Source organism: Lysobacter olei, assembly GCF_054777355.1.
The window spans coordinates 338,592-358,012 of the sequence record NZ_BAAHAT010000005.1; the positions used below are offsets into that span (position 1 = coordinate 338,592).

The window sequence follows — 19,421 nt, forward strand, 5'->3', positions numbered from 1 at the left end:
CGTGCCGAATTGGATACACAGGTTCAAGGAAATTGCCTCGGAGTACCCGTGGATTGAGGTAATCCATGTTGCGATTCCTCGCTCCAATCATCCGCAAGTTGAGAACGTCCCTCTCCTTGTTCGTGCTGCCGTGGGGCTCGAAAGCGCACTGCTCAGCAAGGAACACTCATTGGAGCCCATCCTGCTGCCGTCCGACCCGGATCCTGATGGCCAACCGGGCGCGCAGCAGCCTTCCATCGTGCAGCAGGTGGAGGCTTTGCGGCCCGATTTGGTCGTCCTACTCGGCCCGCCAGCCCTGGGCACCGAGCTATCGGCGGTTGCCCCCAAAGGTTGCTGGACTATTGACTCCCAATTGGTCGACAAGCGCCATGCCGGGTTGGCTTTGCTCTCTCCCATGCTGCGGCATGACTTCACCACTCGCATGGGGATGATCCTGTCGGACAGTAGCGGTAAGCGGATCGAGCTGGCTGTGAGCACAGGGCAGACACGCGCTGGCTCATTTCTAAGACAGCGCGAAGCCGCCTTCCGAAAGCTGCCTGGATTGCTGGTCAGGGGGCTACGCCGCGTGGCCGAGGGCGAAGCTCTCACCGAGCCGAGATCGACCTCCGTACTCCAGTTGGCTGAGCAGCCTGACGCAGGCCACATGCCCGGCGCGCGTGCCCTCGCGCTACTCGCGCGAGCAGCTATCCGACGGCTTTCAGGGCGACGCCGCGATGGCAGCCTGGGCTGGACGCTGGTGCTGCGTTTGGCAGGGTCCCCCTTGGACCCGAGCGACCCCGTGATCGGCTCTTATGCCTTGCTCAGGCCGCAAATCGGATGGTGGGCCGACCCGTTCATTCTCAACGCAGATGGCCACAAACTGATCTTTGTTGAAGAGATGGAGGATCCAAAGCGGAACAATGCCAATATCGCGTGCGTCGAGCTTGCCAATGGCGGAGCCAAGCGATTGGGTGTTTCGCTCGATGAGCCAGGGCACCTGTCATATCCGCAGGTGTTTCCTTGGGAAGACAACTGGTACATGACCGTCGAGTCCAGCTATGACAGGCGCGTTAGTCTGTATCGAGCGACCCGCTTTCCACTGGAATGGACACGAATAAAGAATCTCATCACAGGACGTGTGTGCGTCGATCCGACCCTGCACTTTCATGAGGGGTTCTGGTACCTGTTCACTAACGTGTCGGAGAATGCGATCAGCACAAGTGATGAACTGTTCCTGTTCGTCTCGGATCGGTTGGACGGGGACTACGTGCCACATCCCGCGTCGCCTTTGGTATGCGACGTCCGGCGCGCCAGGATGGCAGGAAAATTGTTCTTGCACCGCGGTCGATTGATTCGACCCGCACAGGACTGTGGCCCCTGCTATGGCAGCGCAGTCGTATTCAACGAAGTGCTTCAGCTCAGTCCAACCGCTTACAGCGAACGATCGCTTTCAAAGTTGGAGCCAAACTTTGCGCGACGCATCGCTGGCTGCCATACATACAATGCAGACGGCCAGGTGGAGGTGCTGGATGTCTTTGGGCGACCCCCTGGTGGCACCGCGTATCTGAAGGTAACTGGCGCCACAATGGATCGGGGTCCAAAAGACGAAGTCGAACACCAACTTTCGACGCCCCTCAGCGCGTCGCAGCTTCTGACTGGAGACGGCCTTGTTCCTTCCGGGGCGTCGCGCCCCGCCTATGGGGGCGGGCAGAGTTCGATCCATGGGCCTCAAGCGTGAGTAGTCCATCCGTACCAGCCCAAGGCGTTTCAGAGGGAAATGAGATTCCACCCCGCTCCCGCGCCGGTTTAGGCACGCACTACATGCGCTATTCGATCTCGAATGGCGTCGTGATGTTGCTCGGATTCATATCTTTCCCGATCTTGACCCGGCTACTCGATAACGCCGAGTACGGCATCCTGAGGTATTACGATACGTTGATGCTTCTCGGTGTGGCCATGGTCAAGTTCGGCGCGCCACACGCCATCGTTCGGTTCTACCCATACGATGGAGATCCACAGAAATTGCGCGTATTCGGCACGAACCAGGTGATGTTGCCGATGGTTCTGTCGGTGTTGATATGGGCCGTCATTGCGGCTGCGCTAGTGCTTGTCCAGTGGATTGGTGGGGGAGGGCTACACCCGCTGTTCTGGTTTGCGCTTGTCTTGGTGCTGCTTCTGGCTAACACGAACATCGTCCAGATGGTCATCCGGGCGAGCGAGCGGTCCGACGTCCTCATGTCGACACGCATCATCGCGAGGGCGCTGGAGTTGGCGTTCGTGCTTTTTGCGGTCATCCTGATCCAGCGGAGCGCGCTGGCCGTCTATGGCGGGAAGATACTCGCCGCGACACTCGTGCTGGCGTGGCTTGGCTACTGGATGTACCAGAACGTGACGGTTTCTCGCCACGCCATCGAGCCGATGGAGTTCAAGAATGGCCTGATCTATGGCATTCCGTTGATGGCAAATGAGGTGGCCGCCAGTGTTCTGGCCAACATGGATCGCGTATTGATCCGACATATTACTGGCGATTTTTCCATGGTGGGCATCTACGCCATTGGATACGCCTTGGCCATGCAGCTCAATGTGTTCCTCATCGCAACACTGTCGGAAGCATTCAATCCGGTGGTCACACGCAGTTACGAGCAGGGAGGGAGCGAAGCGGTTCGAGCCCTGAAGACTCGCGTGCTGCTACCAATGACCTATGCTGTTGGCGCCATCGTCGCCATGATTCTTGTTTCGGGGAATGACGTTCTTGTCGCATTGAGCGGGCGTGACAAAGCCGCATCCGGCGACGTGTTTGTCGTGGTCGGAATAACGCTGTCGCTGTTCTCCTTGTTCACCATCGCCAGCTACGGACTGCAGCTCAAGAAGCAGACGCTTCCCGTTCTGGCCATAACGACCGTGGCTGCGATACTCAATGTGGGGATGAATTTTCTACTTATTCCCCGGATGGGCTACATGGGGGCCGCCTGGGCCACGGCCGTAAGCTATTTTGGATTGTGCGTCGCCCAGTTCCTGGTCTGCCCAAAGGGTTTGGCCCAATTGCCCCGCCTACACACGGTGGCTGTTGCCACTGGATGCGCGTTGCTGCTTGTGGGCGTGGCCCGCGGTTCAAATCTGTTTGGTCTAGAGGACGCGTGGGCCAGACTCTTCCTGTCCGGCGCGCTGTTCGTGTTCATGTACGCGATTCCAGTTGTCTTGATCGACCCGAAGATGCGACAGCTCGCATGGGGGCTGTGGAAGCGCACGCCTTGACCCTAGAAGGGCAGGGTGAGGCTGGGAAGCCGGCCCTCAGATGGCTCGAGCCTCGGACTGAAAGGGCAGGAGCGCGGCAAAAAAAGGGCCCCGGAGATCCGGGGCCCTTGCGCATCAGTGGAACTGATTACTTGTAGACCGAGAAGCTGGTGGTCGACTTGGCCGTATCGCTGCCGTTGGTGGCAGTGGAGGTCACCTGGTAGGTGCCAATGGAGCTGCTACCGGTACCCGACTTGAACGAAACGGTGACGTAGCCGCTGCTGTTGGTGGTGCCGCTCAACTCGATCGTGTTGACCTTGTTGGGCTTCAGTGCAACGAAGCTAACCTTTGCTCCCGAGACTGCAACGCTTCCCTTCATCACGCGGGCCGTGATGGAAACCACTTCACCGGCCTTGTAGCTTGACTTGCTGGTCGTGAGGGTTTCCGTCATGCCAACCGCTGCAGCGACGCTATAGGTGCTCGACGCATTGGCGGTATGGGTGCTGCCGACGCTGCTGCTCGTGCCCACGCCAACCCCGTAGCCACCCGCCGCAGCGGAGGTGGGGGAGGTGACCTTCAACACGGCGGTACCCGAGGCACCAGGAGCCAAAGCAACACCGGTGGTCGACAGTGTCCCGGTCCAACCGGACGGCACGCTACGCGCCAAGGCGAACGTCGTGTTGCTGCAGCCACTGCTGTCGTTGTTCTTCAGGGTCACCGAGTAGCTGTTGGTGGTGCCAGCCGCCACTGCGGTCGTCGGACCGGCCAGGCTCAAGGTAGGCTTTGCACGGGTGCAGGTCGGCGTCGGTGCCGGCGTCGGCGTCGAACCAGCCACCTGCATCTCGTACGCACCGACGTCATTCGAGGCACCCGACGGACGCGGTTGCATCAGGAAGTCGGTGGTAACACCGCTGATCAATGCCACCTTATCTGCAACCGGGCTGCCCGAGCGCGGCGACGCATCAAAGCCTGCCAATGTCATGTTGGTCAGCAGCGGGTCCTGGGTGCACGTGGTGCCGGTCGGACAGGTGCGAACCTTCCAGCCCATGTTGCCCGAGAACGTCTTTGCCGCAGGCGCGCCACCACCACTGAAGAGCGTTGCCTTCGTGGTGTCGGCGTAGTACGGGAAGCCAACGACCAGGTTGTTCTGGATGTTGATCTTGTCCGTGCTGGTGCCTTCGCCATAGGCGATCTGAGCGTCACCTTCGCCCGTGATGGTGTTGTGTCGCACGTTGACCGTGTCGTTGCCCGTCAGGATCAGCAGCAGGGAGCTGCCGTAGGCGCGGCAAAGGTCGCCCGTGGTCATGTAGTGCTTGCCGCGGAAGTAGGTGCAGTGACCCACCATGACCGAGTTCTCGATCAGTGCATTGCCCTTGACCTTGACCTGGTTGCCTGCGTTTGCAACCGAGTAGACGCGGCGCAGGGTCACCTTGGTCGAGTCCGCGCCATCCATATAGCGCAGGTCCAGGCCATCGGACGTGTTGTGGTGGATGAAGGCATCTTCGATGAGCCAGTCGCCGGCAGTGGTCGTGGTGCCGAGGCCATCACCGTAGCCGCCAGTCTTCTGCGCCCAGCACGCCCACGGCTCACCGGTAGCGACGCGTTCGCCGCAACCGTTCCAGGCAATCTCGATGTCACGCATGATCATCTTGCCCGAGTTCGAGCCATTGGTGCCGACGTTGCCTTCCCAGCCTGCGCTGCCGTTCTTGTTGATCTTCAGACGTTCCATCGTCCAGTTGCTGAGCAGGCCGGCATTGACGCCACGCGCGCCCATGCCATGGATGTTGACGTCGTGAAGCCAGACATTGTTTGAGTTGCGGGCGTACAGTCCAACGCGTGCCCAAGGCATGCTGCTGGTACAGGCTGCCGACGACACCGAGTGACCGTAGACGCAGTCGCTGTTGTCGGTAATTTCCAGGTTACCCACCTCGACGTTGGAGCTGCCGTCCATGTTGAGCACGCGGTGCGCACCCGCGACGCCGACCAGCTTGGGCGTGCCGCCCCAGCCAACGATCACGGTCTTGGAGGTGGCGCTCGGGCCACTCGGGATAGGCTGCATGTAGCCGCCACTGCCCAACTGGTAGGTGCCCGGGACAATGCGCAGGGTGTCCCCACCAGCGATGCGTGGAGATCCGGACGGCGGCAGGGCAATGACGGGGCTCTTCCAAGCGCAGGTTTGGTTGGTGCCGCTGCCGGGGTAGGCGGCGCTGCTCAAGCCGTTGCACTGGCTCGCGTCGCCACCGTTGGTTCGCACGTAGTAGATGGAGGCGGCTTGCGCCGTGCCGATGGCACCGAGGCCAATGGACAGAGCAAGGGCGAGCTTGGGCAGGCTGTGCCCGCTGGTCGATGAAGCAAACATCTGTAGCGTGTCTCCGTTGGACAAAGGGCGGGTGGCCACGAGCTCCCTCCCATCGGCCGGAAATGGAGACTACAGAGATGGTTTCAGGGGGGGTGTGCGGTTGGGCACACTTCACTCCCGCGAATGCGTCAGAAAGTGACGTGGCACGCACATTTGCGTGCAGACGGCGTGACCATGCGCGTCATATTCAGTCGCGATTTCAGGTCATCAGGCCGCCAAACCGTGATGCGCGTCACGCGGATCACGGGAATTCGATACCCGAATGGCAGTCGCGCGGCGTCATTTGTGGGCTGCCATCGCCGACTGGGCAGGCCAAAGGCCGCCACTAGAGTCTTGGCCCCGAATGTCGCTGGGAATCCGCGGCACGTGGACGACTATCCGCGCGATTCAGTCCTTACAGGGTGTCGCGCCCGCGCTCCCCAGCACAGGGCTATCCACGCGCGGCATGGCGTTGAAGGCTTCGAGCGACATGCCGGTCAGCTTGGGGTCGCGATCGCACACGGTGCCGGGCGGACAGCCCGCCGTCTGCCACGCCAAGTTCCCGGTGTAATGAATCACGGCCCGGGACTTCCCGGCCGTGAAGGCCGAACGGCCCGACTTGGTTTGGCCGGAGGAAAAGCCCACCACGACGTTCTGGCGGATTTCGATGCGATCCGTTTGATCGCCTTCGCTATGGCCGATCTGGGCAGCGCCTTCACCCGCCAGCGTACTGTTACGTACCACCACCGAGTCATTTCCGGTCATGACCAGCTGCAGCGTGCTGCCATCGGACCGGCACAGGTCCTTTTCGGTCATATGGAACTTGCCTCGAAAGTAGGAGCAGTGGCCGACAAGCACCGAATCCTCCACCTGCGAATTGCCCCTGATCTTCACTTGGTTACCTGCATTGGCAACCGCACGCACTCGACGCAACGTCGCTACCGTCGTATCGGCACCGTCCAGATACCGCAGGTCCAAGCCATCGGACGTGTTGTGGTGTACATGGGCATCCTCGATCAACCACTGGCCACCCGTCTCCGTAGTCCCGAAGCCGTCACCATAGCCGCCCGTCTGTTGCGCCCAGCATGCCCAAGGTTCGCCGGTGGCGCTGCGCTCACCGCAACCATTCCAGCCAATCTCGATATTCCTCAGGATCATCCTTCCGGAATTGCTTCCATTGGATCCGATATTCCCATCCCAACCAGCAGTCCCGTTCCGGTTGAGCGTCAGCCGCTCAACCGTCCAGTTGCGGAGCGCCCCCGCATTGATTCCGCGGGCGGCCATGCCATGGATGTTGAGATCGTGCAGCCACACGTTCGTTGAAGCGCGGGCGTAAAGTCCGACCCGCGCCCAGGGCGCTCCGTCGACGCACGAGGCCTCGGCGTCAAAATGTCGGAAGACGCAGTCGCTTCCGTCTGTGATCTCAAGGTGGCCCACTTCGACATTGGAACTGCTATCCAGGTTAAGCACGCGATGCACACCACGTGTACCGACCAGCTTTGGCATGGCGCCCTCTTGCCCGAGGATACGGGTAGGCGAGGCGGGCGATGGCCCGCTAGGTATCGCCTGCAGCACTCGGCCGATGGCATATGTGCCCCCGGCTATCCGCAGCGTGTCGCCACCCCTAATCCGGCTCTCGCCAGTGCCGGGAAGCGCCACTTCCAAGCTGTTCCAGGCACACGGCTTGCCAATGCCACTGCCCGGGTACGGGGCGTCGGTGCGTCCAGTGCATTGTTCGGCATTGCCTCCGTCGCGCCTGACGTAATACGTCAAGCCGCCTTTTGAGGACATGCTGACAGGGATGTCTGACTGATCGCTGGGCTTGGCGCGGCATCGGCCCAGGCTAGGGGCGGACTCCACCGTGCAGGCAACGAGGACCAGCGCCACCATGCCAGTGGATAGCATCGACTTGGTGGGTGGCGTGTCAGCGGACCGCATTCCTGGGCCTTGCGAGTCCCGGGAGCGCCCGCGCTACCAAAGGAAAACGCTGACCAATGGGCACCGCATTCGGGTCCCTGCGAAGGGTCTCTGCCACTTTGCCGGCTTCGTGCGACTTGAGCAGACCATAACGCTCCATAAGGCCGCAAAGAATCCAGAAATTGGCCATGATGACGCTGTCGAAGAAGGGGCTTCCGTACATGTTGCCCAAGGCCATGGCGACCACGGCCAGAGTAAAGCCCCTCTCAAAGGTTCGCGATTCTGGTGGGCCTGCCCCGGGGGAGCGGCGCAACATCCGCGCCAGCCGCCACAACCGCCAGACCACCCATAACAACGCGAACAACCCAAAGGGCCCCAACTCGGCCAGCGTCAGCACAAACCCGTTGTGCGCGTCCTTGCCAGAATAGTTGGAGTAGTCACCAATCCGGGCGGAGAACCTACCAAGTCCAACGCCCGTGGGATTGTCGCGCAGCATTTCCATCGCCCCGCGCCAGATTACGAATCGACTGGAAGTGCTTGGATCCAGATTCACCGAGCCATCGACATCCGCCTGCTGGGTCTGCTGGACGCGTTCGACGACGCTGCTTGGCAGTACGACCGCGGCCGCCCCTACAAGGACCACCCCCGCGAGGATCGCAGCGGGGACGCTTCGCCAGACCAGGAGCACCATGATGCCAAACAGGCCGATAAGGTATGCCTGGCGCGAATAGGTGAACAGAATCGCCAACACGAGGATGAGGCTGCCAGCGATCGCCAGCAGTCTCACGACACGGGACTGCCCGGGCTTCAATGCGAGCGATACCAGCATCGGCAGGAACATGGCAAAAAATACGCCGGCGCGGTTGGCCATGTTGATTTGCCCAAATGGACCAGTGGCCCGTTGGGTCTCTGAAAAGGCACCCAGATTGAACCGCATCGCCTGCGATACGGCTTCAAGCCCGGCCATGACGGCCACAATCAATACGATCACGATCAGGTTTCGGGTGCCCCTCGCATCCAGGCCACAACGTCGGTACGCCAGGTACAGGAAGGGGAATAGCACGGCTACCTTGGCTTCGCGCAGATCTGCCTCCGCGTTCGACAGGTCAGTCCAATGAGCGCCCAGGAAACCAATCAGCATGGCGAAGAACAGGGCCAGGAACGGCGCCCAGAGGAAGCTGGGACGGGCGAGGTAGTCCGGGTCGCGGTCCCGAAACAGATACGCAATCAAAAGCAAGGCCAGTGACACGCCCACGCTGAAATCCGCCGGAAAATGTGCGGTATTGGGCAGCAGCAGGATTGGGATTGCGTACAGAATGTTCATTTTGCTACCCGATCTGACAGGCAACGCTGCAGCGCAGCGGGGCAGTGCAGGGCGCAAGTTGGCTGTCCATACCTATTTCACCTTGATCGGTGGACTTGATCGCGACATCGTCCACTGATGGGAGTCCGTACCTTCCAGGCAGCGTTGGTAGACTCTCGCAGTTTCAAGGGCGAGCGCCGCCTGGCTGAAGTTCTCAACGACGTTTTCGCGCGCAGCTTGCGACAGCCTGGCCCTCAGCGCTGGATCACCCATTCTTTCCATGCAATCGGCCAGCGCACCGGACTTATCGTCCGGAAACAGCAGCCCTGTGGATCCTTGCTGAACCAGTTCCACGTTGCCGCCGACTGCCGACGCAATCACCGGGCATCCCGCAGCCATTGCCTCCAGCAGGGCGTTGGACTGCCCCTCGAAGCGCGAGGGCAATACCAGGAAGTCGGCCACCTGCATTAGCTGGGCCACGTCCTTTCGTTCGCCCAGAAACCGAACATTGGCCTGCACCCCGCGCTGTCTGGCCAAGTCTCGAAGCGACTGCTTCAATGGGCCGTCGCCCACAAGCAGCACCAGCGGTCGTCGGCTGGCGGGCATCGTCGCCAGCGCCTCCACTAGGCAGGCGAGGTTCTTGATCGGCACGAGTCGCCCCACGAACAGCCCCAGCAATCGGCCATCCTCAAGGCCGAAGCTCTGTCGTATCGACACGCGCGTGGGCGGAGAAACGGGGGAGGGGATATCAACCGCGTTCGCGATCGTTGTGAAGCGGCCGTCCATCATCCCGACTCGCCGTGCGGTGGACTGTGCGCCGGCCTGCGAATTGGCGATCACAGCAGCGCTGGACGCGATGATCCTGCGCTTTATCCACCAATACCAGAACGGTCTATCTGTCCGGAAGGCGCTTCTTTCCGATGCAACAAGCACCGGCTTCACATCCACCATGAAGCGGGCGGCAATCGTCCAGAGTTCTGCCGTCAGCGAGAAGGCGTGCACAAGCGCGTACCTTCGCTCGCGCAATAGCTTTGCATAGGCCAACAGGAATCGAAGGTCAAACCTTCGTCTCTTTGGAACGTGATGTACGGCAATGCCGATCCTTCGTACCTCGTCGGCCAGAAACGAGTCAACGCGGAAGAACGCGAACTCTGGCTCCCATTGATCCTTGTCCAATCCCTCGATCAACTTCTGTATCTGGCGCTGGCTTCCGCCAACCTCCATGCTGTCAATGACCAGAAGGATGCGCTTTCTATGAGACATGGCATGCCGACCTGAAGTGATCCAACAGTCGCGCCGCCTCGATTTGCACGTTGAAGTCCCGCTCAACCTTGGCCCGTCCGGCCTTGGCGAAGCGGTCCTGCGCCTCGGTATCCGCAAGTAAGGAATCGATCGCATCGGCCAGGCCCTCGACATCCCCGGCCTGAACCAGGCATCCCGAAACGCCGTCCTCCACCAACTCTGGGATTCCAGACACCCATGTGCTGATGACCGGAAGGCCACTGGCCATGGCTTCCATCAGGACGTTGGGAATCCCATCTGACTGCCCGTTCCTGGCCACGACGCAAGGGAGCACCATGAGCGCCGAATCGGCCATATGCTGTGCGACCTCGCGCTGCAACATGGCCCCGGGCAAATCTACGACGCCATCGAGGCCCAGCGTTGAACGCAGGGATTCCAGGCGACCGCGCTCCGGCCCTTCGCCAATGATGGTGCAACTGAAAGCGCACCCACGATCCTTCAGGCGGGCCAGGGCGGCGAAGAGAACATCGAAACCTTTCATCGGCACCAGCCGTCCGACAGAAAGCAGCTTGGCCGAATGCCGCCCGTCCCGCTTGAATGGAAACTCCGGCAGGTTGAGCGAGGAATGGATCACTTTTATCGAGACCGTCCCGGGTGTAGGCGTCCAGCGGGACATGAACTGCACGTTGTGCTCGGTGATCGTCACTGCAAGCGCAGCGGCATCGAGCTTGTCTTCCATCAGGTGGTCTTCGATGAAAATATCGTGGGCTCGGCTGGTAAAGCTGAAGGGACAGCCCAGCACGCGCGACAGGAGCCAAGCCACGGTGGCAGGGTAGGTGGCCCACGTCCCGTGTATGAGTTGGGGCGAAAAGGCCTCTATCTCGCCAGCCCGGCCCAGCGCGAGCGTTACCGCAGCCGCGCTCTTGGCCAAGGTCGCTGGCCGGTGCCAAAGCTGGGTGACCAAGCGATACGCGAACGCCGATATCGCCACAGGGCTTTGCATCGCACGGCCCAGTGCCCCCGCCATCGTTTGCCACGGGGTGGCGGGATGGATGACGCGGTCCATGAGGCGCGCCGCCTGTTGTTGGACGACCGATTCACTGGATGGCTTGAGTGAAAGGATCCGCACGTCGACACCCATGTCAATGAGCGCGCAGATCTCCCGGACGATGAACGTTTCGGAAAGGCTAGGGAACTGTGAGACGACGTACAGAACGCGTTCTGGTGGCAATCCGGCATCAGCCGTCGCGCGCTTGTCAGCCGCCTCGACCGAACAGGACGAAACGCTGCCCGACTCGTAGTCCTGACCATCATCGGGTGCAGCTGCGCGTCGCGGCGACAACTGCGAGGAGGCGCTGCCTTGGATGACAGGGTTCGTATCCATGGCTATCGCACCGGCGTCCAGGTTACGACCCGATCGCCACGCGCAAACCGGAAAAGGCTGATCGCGGAGGCGAGGTTGGTCAGCAGGAAATAGTAGGGCTTCGACAGGATGCGAGACCCAGAAAGCATGCGGTTCAAGACGAAGCCCAGCAGTCCTGCGCCAAGCAGGATCAACTGCAGCGCCAGCAACCACAGATAGCGGCCCTGCATCGCCAACGCCGCATTGGAGATCAGCGCGACTCCCCAAAAGACAGGGGACAGATACCTGAGCAGCTTGTGGGACCACAGTTGCCAGGCAAACAGGCCATACTGGATCGGGTTCAGAAACTTTTTCTTGCATGCCAAGGCGGAAAGGCTTCGCAAGCCGACGCGAATCCGCATTGACAACTCATGATCTGGCCGCTCGAGCGTATGCTCGTAGCACAGCGCATCCATTTCCAGAACCGTACGGAGCCCCTGCTCGCGAACCACCATCGCAATAACGAAGTCGCTGATCAGTTCTGGGGCAATGGCGCGGTAGGCGCTCCGCCGGATCGCGTAGAGACAGCCGGATACGCCAATCAATGACCCGAGCGCGCTCTCCGCCATTCTCAGACCGACCTCATAGGACCAGTACGAAGTGCCACCTTTTCCTGTAGCCCCGTCTCCACTGGCCAGATACTTGAGCCGAGCCGCTACACAACCCACATCCGGGTCGTGAAAGTTTCGAACCATCGCGCGTACGGCATAGGGTTCAATGCGCGTCGTTGCGTCCGTAAGGACCACGACCTCACCGGTGGCTGCCTGGACAGCGGCGTTTTGGCAGGCGGTCTTCCCTTTGCGTCCTTCGACGCGCAGCAGACGCACATTTGGGACCCCAAGCGCGCAGACGAGCTCGTCAGTTCCATCAGTGGATGCATCCGACGCGACGATGACGTCCAGCAGTCCGGGCGGATAGTCAAGCTCTAGGACGTTGCGGATCTTTTCCTCAATGTGCGCCACTTCATTGAAGGCTGTGATAATCACGGTCACTGGCAGGGTGATGTCGGCCGTCCTTACCTCGCGCCTCAGGATTCGCGAAAGAAGAATGGCTGCCAACGGGTAGCCGAAGTAGATGTAGCCGAGAAGGAGCAGGGAGCCCCAAAGCAGAATCGTCAGCATCGGCATGCCCCTCCTTCTAGCGTTTCCACCACACGGTGAATTGCGCAACGCGCTCCTTGTAAACCGGGTCGAGGAGGTTGGACTCACGATTGTTCTGGATGAGGTCCGCGCTCCAGCCCCAGTGCCGGGTCATCTGGTAGTCAAGGCCAAGCCGGTAAACCCGGTCGGTATCTTCCTGCCCTCGATTGACGAAATCCCGCTTTTGCACCAATCCTTCCAGGCTCACTGTCATTCTCGGGCGCAAGCGATAGCCAATGGCAGCGGAAACCCCGCGGTCCGTACGGTTCGACTCCCCGTTACCGATATATTCGCGACGCCGTTCCCTTGGCCTGAGGCGGAAACTGACGCGCTCGCCCGAATACCGGTAATCAAGCTCCAGTTCCTTCAGCCGGTAGACTCGGCCGCTTATCTGGGACGCGCCCGGGTCAGCGAGCACCGGGACAAGCGCTTCATCAGGATCACTGAACCGAAGCATCAGGTCCTGGACTTCGTCAGAAAAGTGCTGTCTGGCCCGAATCCGCACGCGACTATCCGGACTGATACGCCAATGCACGGTGGCACGGCCGATGGAGGTCGACTCGTCAGGCGTTGTATCGAGGCCAAGGCGCGAATGGCCCAAGTCAAGTTCGTAGTCAACGTCACGAACCTGCCCTTGATAGCGGACGAACGCGTCCTGCCGTACGTAGTCATCCGCCACGGCGGGGTCCGACAGGTCAAATTTCACATCGGAAGACATCACGTGCAACGACAGTTCGGATTCAGCGTCAAACGCGTGACTGACGATGGCTGCCGCACCGTACCTCCGGCTGTTGAAACCCTCCGTTTCTTCGGCATACGTGTCGGCGCCGCGGAGATCCAACTGAAAATGGGTCGAGCCCCCCAACTTTGCAAACAGGCTCGGCCCGGCGAGAAACACGTTGACCTGCTGCAAATTACCTGGATAGCGACCGTCGCGAATGTCGATCGGTTGCTCGCTCAAGTAGTCCTCGGCGACGAATTTCAGGCGTTGCGGGAGCACTGACCAGTTGACGCGACCTGCAAACGCACTTCGGGTCTCGTCTTCGAAAGAATTCTTCGTGTAGAACCTGCGTTCTACCTCGCCCCGGGCCTGGATATCGACGGTCGATCCGGCATCGTTGAAATCAAACTTGAGCCGGGGAATCGCCACAGTCTCCTGTTGCTGGTTATCCTCGCTCAAGTTGATGTTGTCGCTGTGCAGGCCTGTGAACTCAACTTGATAATTGAACTGGCCTGCTGTCGCAGGGAGCGTCAGCAATGCGCCCAGCACGCCCACGAAAATCGGCGTCCGCTGCCGATTTACAGGGGCTGGCCGCCCATGGCGTTCGTTACGTGTTTTCATTGAAAACCACGCCGGCAAACTTGCGCGGATCGAAATTCGCTGCCGCCTCGGCGATGTCGGCTGCTGTATTGCGTCCATACCCGGCGACCAGCACAACGACGTCCGCGAGATCGGACAACATGCGGGCGTCCGGCGACCCCAACACCGGCGGGCCGTCCAGGACGATGTAGCGATCCGTGTAGCTGCTCTTCAGTGAATCCATCAGCAACCGCATGCGGAACGATGTGAATTGCTCGGACAAAAGCTCGCCTTGCGCCACGTTGCCAGCCGGGATCAACGTGAGGCGGGCGACCCCTGTCGAATGCAGCATTGGTTCCACTTCGGCTTCTGGGTTCTCAAGGTAGTCGGCTAGGCCGCCCCCAGAAGAGTCAACCCTCATAGCGGAATGCTGCGACGGTGTCTGGAAATCACAGTCGATGAGCAGTGCCGTCTTGGCAGGGTCAAACCTCATCGCGAGCGCCAGGTTGCGCGCAACAAAGCTGCCTCCGCACCCTTTGCTGACAGGCGCTACCAAGGTGATGAAGTTCTCGCCTGAGGTGGCGAGCAGCTTTGTCCGCAACTCACGGAACGAATCAACAAGCTGCCTGTTGGTTCCGTCCAAATATGGAATGATGGACCGTTCCGCAAGCTGGCGCGGGGTGAGCGACGTCCTGTCGGTCCGGCGCACCACGTACCGTCCCTTGGGCTCGCTCGGATGCTCGGCTACCGCCGCGGCCACGTGGCTGAAATCGTTCATAGCACGTCCACCATTTTCAGGATCATCACGAGGCCGTAGACCACGGCAACGGAGGCGATGAGGGCCATGCCCATCCTCATCCGCTTGGTGCGGAGCTCAAGATGGTCCAGGCTCATGTTGGTTGGAATACGTCCAAGAACGGGAAGACCTGCATCCCGCTCGATCTGCAGCGGCATCCGCACCCTCGGATCGTGCTTGACAATCACCGACAGCAGCAGCATTGGAACAATCACGGCCACAAGCAATCCTGCAACGGCGAAATGCATCAATCGCATTCCAGAGGGCAGGAGGGGCAGGGATGCTGGCTCCTGGATCTGGAAGCCCAAGCTTCGGCCGTCTGCGTCCAGGTTCATCGACACACGGGCGTTTTCGCGGCGCTTCAAGAGGTCCTCGTACATCTCTCGATTCACGTCGTGGGCGCGTGTAAGTGCGGACACTTCACCCTCTGTGCCGATGATTCGCTGGTTGCGTTCAAACTCCTGGCGCAGCAAGGCTTGTGCACTCGCAACGCGGGACGCCGCTGCCGCGCCTTGACGCCTCACCTCGGCCAGTTGCGCCCGCAACTGCTCATGCACAGGGTTCATCGTCGGCGTGGTTCCTGGCAGGACCGAAGCCCCGGCAGTGCCGCCATTTCGCACCTGGGACTGCAGCTCCCTGATTTGATTGCGAACTCTTACGACATCGGGGTGCTGGTCGGTGTAGCTCAACAGCAGACGTGATTCTTCTGCGCGCAATGTCGCCATCTGCGCGTTTGACTGCGTCGCGCGGGAGATGGTCGTTACCGGGCTTTCACTGGACAGCTGGCGCAGCAGTTGATGCTCCTGCGCGCCGGCACCTGCCAAGTCGATACTGGCGTTATCGGCGGCCCGTCGCAGCTCGGCGATCCTGGCCGAGACATCGGAGCCCATGCCGGGCAGGGCATCCGGGTTGGCCTGCCGATACTGCTGTAGTTTCTTGTCAGCAGAGGCCAGCGCCATCTGGTAGTTCTCGACCTGGGCATCAATGAACTGGTAGGCCGAGCGGCTCGCCTGGGCTCTCGACTCCAGCACCTGCTCGATCAACGCTTCTGAAAAGCGCTTCGTGACCGCATGTGCCCGCTCTGAATCGGAATCGGAGTAGGTGATCTTCACCAGGCTAAGCTTTGGATCCGAAGACCGCACTTGCGTACGCTCGGTAACCACGACCTCCGTCCGTCCCATGACGTTCCGTGACAGTCGCTCCTTGTCGATGGGGCTCATACCTCCGACGTCCCAACCGCCAGCCCGCAGGACCTCGTCCATTACCCGTTGCCCGAACAGGACGTCCCTTGAGATCAGCGCCCTGGACGAATCGTTTGGTGCGGCAGTCCGCCCTTCCATGAGTGGCCCGATGGAAGAGTTGTCCTGGACCAGGATCGTAGCGGACGACTGGTAGGTCGCCGGATTCAGCAACCCCCATACAAGGAAGAGCAGGGCAATACCGGCGAAGATGGATGCCAGCGGCAAGAGGTAACGGACAAGTTCCTTTCGCGCAATCGTCAGCAGCGCAATCGCTGGAAGCCGTTCCGGCGTTGGCCCCGGCAGCCCGAGTGGCCTGGGTATGCTGTTCACAGCACGCGCTCCGGAATGGTGATTACATCGCCCGGGGCAACCTTGTAGTTGGTGCTGAGGTCGCCACTTTCGAGGATGTTGCCGAGCGACACGCCATAGGCCTGTTCGCCGGTCCCCGTCCTTCGATGCAGGCTGGAACGGTCAGGCGCTGCAAATTCGGTCACGCCACCTGCGGCAAGCACCGCATCCAGCACGGTCATGCCTTGGCGGTATGGGATGGAGACGGGCTGGCGGACCGCGCCGGTCACGCGGACCCGCGACAGGTACTCGTGGCTCCGAAGTTCGGTGAGGATGACGGTGACCTGTGGCTCGCGCACGTACGCTGCCAGTTTGTCCTGGACATCCTTCGCGACATCATTAGGGGTCCTGCCCCCGGCCATGACATCACCGACCAGCGGTACGGAAATCTTTCCATCTGGACGCACGGGCGCAGTAATGCCCAGTTCCGGACTCTTCCAGACCGCGACCTGCACTACGTCATCGACCCCGATGTGGTATTCCTCGGGTGGGACGGGTGAAGGAGGGGCCCCCGAGGTGACCGCGGGGGAACTCGCGCAGCTGGCGAGGACGAGCGACAGGCCGAGCGCACCAAGGGCTGATGCGAAATGCATGGCAATTCTCCGATTGACCCCATCTGATAAACGCCGGGCGTCCGCGCAGCCGGACATTCACATCACGGGGTCAATCAGCTACATCACGGCGACGTCCTCTCTTCGCGTCTCGAGGCCACGTTGCGGGGCTGCGGAAGCCATAAGTAGTCGCAGTGGTGATGCTCTGCGATTGGGAGCACAGGCAACAGGCAACAGGTCAGAGGGTTAGACGGATTCCTGCCGGGGTGTGGGGCACAGCTGAGGTCGGCTCGCCATCGGAGCTCAGTCCGCCCATAGCCAGAAATAACATAATAGGCATTGGGGGCGCAGTGAGCGCCCGAAAGGGCCGTACAAAGCGGGGCGCACGCCCCGGCCGCTTCGCATAACCGCCCAGCAGTTCCGGGACGCTCGCGTGTTCGGGGGGCTGACCCGGGACGACGCGGCCGAGCTTCTCGGCGTCAGCCTGCGCACGATCGGCCATTGGGAGACGGGCAAGGCCCGACCCACGTATGCCGCGTACAAGCTCCTGCGGCAGCTCAAGCACGGCGAGCTGGCCGACCCGGCATGGGCCGGCTACCGGATCGTCCGGGGCAAGCTGGTGACGCCTGAGAATCACAGCATGGCCCCGGCCGACATGGCGTGGCTGACCCTGCTGTGCCGCCGCGCAGCGGCGTTCACCGACCTGGTGCGGAAGCGGGACACCGCGAAGGGGCACCCTGGGGTACAGGCGCACGCGCGGAGCGCGGCCGCCCCGGCCCCGGCTGGGCTTCTGGCTCCGCTCCCGCCGAGTCTGTTGGCCACCGGCCCGGAGGGCATCCGGGCCCCGGCCAAGGGGGTTGGCTCCTATGGGCTTGTCTATTCTTCAACAAGTGAGACGCAGGGGGGCGAAAAGCCCGGTTTCACTGGCCCGCAGGGGCAGGGGGCGGGTCAGCTTGTTGGGGCTGTCGACTTCCCTCCCGGGGGCTTCGCCCCCGGCTGGGGCCCGGTCGTCTGGCGGGGAAGCTGGGGCCCTGTGCCTCAACAACTTTCCGGGGGTGCCCGATGAGCCCGCGCATGGCCCAACGCTGGCAGGAGGCCACGCCAGCCCGGTACCCGGTCCCCAAGGCGGTCCAGTTCGTCAGCCCCGAAGAGTTCCTGACGCTGGCGCTGCAATCGCATCTGGCCGCCGTCCGCGACACGATCCCGCCATGCGGGGAACCGTGGCGGCACCCGGAGTGCGAGACCGCGTGGGCAGGCCCGGAGGACTTCTTCGAGATGCTGCTGCATCACCTGGGCGAGCGGCTGCGGCTCCGGGCGCTGGTCCGCGGCGATCTGGTCGAAGAGCCGTGGGACACCGCCGACGCCGATGACCTGGTGGCCGCAGGCCACGGCGACGCTGTACCCGCGCCGGACGCGCCCGAAGGCCCGCAGCAGTCGGCCAACCCGGACGGGGACCGGTCGCCAGCCGCGCTCCCCGGACACCCGCTTTTTGCTTGCCCGCCCGGGCAAGGCTTGCCACGGCCCGCAGAAGGGCTCAACGTCAACGGGGCCGCTGCCCCGGAGGTGCATCATGCCGTCTGAACATAATAGGCATTATGCGCAGTCCTATATCTTGCCCACTCGCCCAATCAACGACTTGCGTGGCCAAAACCGGGCTCAGTAAAGTTGTGACATTTCCGGCGTTGCTCGGCTTTGTCTCGCATCCACTGAGTACTCGGGATTGTCACGACTCCACGGATCCTGACTCCGCTGCTGGGCACCGCAGAGTTCGATGCACTGCAGTCCTTTGGCCGCACTCTCAATCCAGGTCCCGCACAGTCAGCATTTCTGGGGCGCATGAGGAAACGGCCCATCCCAATCTACGGGGTGCCTGGCGCCGATCTTCTGCATGTACAAGCGCCAACTGGATGCCGACTAGACGCCAACAAACTGCTCGGGTCGCCGGAAAGTGCCAAGGTGACTGCAGACTTCCGATCCGTGGGCACCCCAAAGTTCGATAGCGCGGCTACGCACTTTCGATGTGCCGCACCTGCAGTCTTTGCTGCGCGGTTTTTCCGACCTGCACATTCGGCTGTACCTCGCTGTCAGTCCCGCACAGTTAGTTGCTCCAAAAAGCATCATTTCCGGGCGCATGAAGAACCGGCCAATCCGAATCTGCGGGGCTTGGTCCCTTTAATGCCTCCAGAAATCAAGATGAGTGCCTCGCCATCTGGATCGGACCATTTCCAAGCCCCTTAGCTCACCATCGGGCGTCCGGACCTTCCTCGAACTGCCTCCGAGCAGTCTCAATCACGTTCTCAGGATCGTGGGCAAGCTGTTCCGCCGGACTACGCCCGCCCAATTCGGTGTTAGGCGCTAAGAGCCACTCCAGTTCCTCCCATCCGGAGGTCGGCTGGCCCGCAGCGACGCCTTGATCGCTTCGCAAAATTGCGAGCAGCGATTGCACCTGGGGAATCAACTCTCCCCTCCCCCCGAACTGCCAGGGCGGAAATAGATAGCGTCCTTCGTCCGCGACCCAGACCCCGAATAGCCGGTCTGACCTGCCCCCGCTGTTAGGGCCACGAGCTACTTCGTAGAGTCCAAGGTTGCGAGCTTATCGCTCGATGGGTGGGTTGCAAGGGTGCCGCTCTC

14 protein-coding genes are annotated in these 19,421 nt (G+C 61.4%); 4 read left to right on the forward strand and 10 right to left on the reverse strand.

What is annotated here, in order from left to right; all coding sequences use genetic code 11:
* The first annotated feature begins 130 nt into the window (after positions 1-130).
* Both ACYVBS_RS09880 and ACYVBS_RS09885 read left to right on the forward strand, forming a co-directional pair.
* Entirely contained in the window at positions 131-1,717 is a 1,587-nt protein-coding gene (locus tag ACYVBS_RS09880; protein ID WP_460823373.1) for a glucosamine inositolphosphorylceramide transferase family protein, read from the forward strand.
* Positions 1,718-1,800: 83 nt separating this feature from the next.
* Positions 1,801-3,234, forward strand: a complete 1,434-nt coding sequence (locus tag ACYVBS_RS09885) for an oligosaccharide flippase family protein (RefSeq protein WP_460823374.1) — start codon at positions 1,801-1,803, stop codon at positions 3,232-3,234.
* Positions 3,235-3,361: 127 nt separating this feature from the next.
* On the opposite strand, the gene ACYVBS_RS09890 is transcribed toward ACYVBS_RS09885, so the two are convergent.
* The 10 genes from ACYVBS_RS09890 to ACYVBS_RS09935 form a co-directional block, all read right to left on the reverse strand.
* Positions 3,362-5,572, reverse strand: a complete 2,211-nt coding sequence (locus ACYVBS_RS09890; protein WP_460823375.1) for an NEW3 domain-containing protein — start codon at positions 5,570-5,572, stop codon at positions 3,362-3,364.
* A 387-nt stretch (positions 5,573-5,959) separates the two neighbouring features.
* Positions 5,960-7,057: a hypothetical protein gene (locus tag ACYVBS_RS09895; protein ID WP_460823377.1), complete on the reverse strand. Its 1,098-nt coding sequence runs from the start codon at positions 7,055-7,057 to the stop codon at positions 5,960-5,962.
* A 418-nt stretch (positions 7,058-7,475) separates the two neighbouring features.
* Positions 7,476-8,792: an O-antigen ligase family protein gene (locus ACYVBS_RS09900; protein WP_460823378.1), complete on the reverse strand. Its 1,317-nt coding sequence runs from the start codon at positions 8,790-8,792 to the stop codon at positions 7,476-7,478.
* A 72-nt stretch (positions 8,793-8,864) separates the two neighbouring features.
* Positions 8,865-10,034, reverse strand: coding sequence for a glycosyltransferase family 4 protein (locus ACYVBS_RS09905; protein WP_460823379.1), 1,170 nt, complete (start codon positions 10,032-10,034; stop codon positions 8,865-8,867).
* Positions 10,024-11,397, reverse strand: coding sequence for a glycosyltransferase (locus tag ACYVBS_RS09910; RefSeq protein WP_460823380.1), 1,374 nt, complete (start codon positions 11,395-11,397; stop codon positions 10,024-10,026). The genes ACYVBS_RS09905 and ACYVBS_RS09910 overlap by 11 nt, the downstream gene beginning before the upstream one ends.
* A gap of 2 nt (positions 11,398-11,399) precedes the next feature.
* Positions 11,400-12,536, reverse strand: coding sequence for a glycosyltransferase family 2 protein (locus ACYVBS_RS09915; protein WP_460823382.1), 1,137 nt, complete (start codon positions 12,534-12,536; stop codon positions 11,400-11,402).
* A 16-nt stretch (positions 12,537-12,552) separates the two neighbouring features.
* On the reverse strand, positions 12,553-13,896 hold the full coding sequence (locus ACYVBS_RS09920; RefSeq protein WP_460823383.1) for a hypothetical protein: 1,344 nt from the start codon (positions 13,894-13,896) through the stop codon (positions 12,553-12,555).
* Entirely contained in the window at positions 13,883-14,632 is a 750-nt protein-coding gene (locus tag ACYVBS_RS09925; RefSeq protein ID WP_460823385.1) for a P-loop NTPase family protein, read from the reverse strand. The genes ACYVBS_RS09920 and ACYVBS_RS09925 overlap by 14 nt, the downstream gene beginning before the upstream one ends.
* The gene (locus tag ACYVBS_RS09930) at positions 14,629-16,221 is read right to left on the reverse strand and encodes an XrtA system polysaccharide chain length determinant (protein WP_460823386.1); all 1,593 of its coding nucleotides are present in this window, start codon (positions 16,219-16,221) and stop codon (positions 14,629-14,631) included. The genes ACYVBS_RS09925 and ACYVBS_RS09930 overlap by 4 nt, the downstream gene beginning before the upstream one ends.
* Positions 16,218-16,832 carry an XrtA/PEP-CTERM system exopolysaccharide export protein gene (locus ACYVBS_RS09935; RefSeq protein WP_460823387.1) on the reverse strand — a complete coding sequence of 205 codons (615 nt, stop codon included), beginning with the start codon at positions 16,830-16,832 and terminating at the stop codon, positions 16,218-16,220. Before ACYVBS_RS09935 ends, ACYVBS_RS09930 begins: the two co-directional genes overlap by 4 nt.
* Before the next feature lie 361 nt (positions 16,833-17,193).
* Here ACYVBS_RS09935 and ACYVBS_RS09940 point away from each other — a divergent pair, with 361 nt between their 5' ends.
* A complete protein-coding gene (locus ACYVBS_RS09940; protein WP_460823405.1) occupies positions 17,194-17,856 on the forward strand; it encodes a VC1465 family Xer recombination activation factor in 663 nt (220 codons plus the stop codon).
* Between the two features lie 8 nt (positions 17,857-17,864).
* A complete protein-coding gene (locus ACYVBS_RS09945) occupies positions 17,865-18,371 on the forward strand; it encodes a hypothetical protein (RefSeq protein WP_460823388.1) in 507 nt (168 codons plus the stop codon).
* Positions 18,372-19,421 lie beyond the last annotated feature (1,050 nt).

Coding starts and splice junctions, on each gene's coding strand:
- ACYVBS_RS09900 (WP_460823378.1), bottom strand. CDS start 8,792: ATGAACATTCTGTACGCAATCCCAATCCTGCTGCTGCCCAATACCGCA.
- ACYVBS_RS09935 (WP_460823387.1), bottom strand. CDS start 16,832: ATGCATTTCGCATCAGCCCTTGGTGCGCTCGGCCTGTCGCTCGTCCTC.
- ACYVBS_RS09945 (WP_460823388.1), top strand. CDS start 17,865: ATGGCCCAACGCTGGCAGGAGGCCACGCCAGCCCGGTACCCGGTCCCC.
- ACYVBS_RS09905 (WP_460823379.1), bottom strand. CDS start 10,034: ATGTCTCATAGAAAGCGCATCCTTCTGGTCATTGACAGCATGGAGGTT.
- ACYVBS_RS09915 (WP_460823382.1), bottom strand. CDS start 12,536: ATGCTGACGATTCTGCTTTGGGGCTCCCTGCTCCTTCTCGGCTACATC.
- ACYVBS_RS09910 (WP_460823380.1), bottom strand. CDS start 11,397: ATGGATACGAACCCTGTCATCCAAGGCAGCGCCTCCTCGCAGTTGTCG.
- ACYVBS_RS09890 (WP_460823375.1), bottom strand. CDS start 5,572: ATGTTTGCTTCATCGACCAGCGGGCACAGCCTGCCCAAGCTCGCCCTT.
- ACYVBS_RS09895 (WP_460823377.1), bottom strand. CDS start 7,057: ATGCCAAAGCTGGTCGGTACACGTGGTGTGCATCGCGTGCTTAACCTG.
- ACYVBS_RS09920 (WP_460823383.1), bottom strand. CDS start 13,896: ATGAAAACACGTAACGAACGCCATGGGCGGCCAGCCCCTGTAAATCGG.
- ACYVBS_RS09885 (WP_460823374.1), top strand. CDS start 1,801: ATGCGCTATTCGATCTCGAATGGCGTCGTGATGTTGCTCGGATTCATA.
- ACYVBS_RS09925 (WP_460823385.1), bottom strand. CDS start 14,632: ATGAACGATTTCAGCCACGTGGCCGCGGCGGTAGCCGAGCATCCGAGC.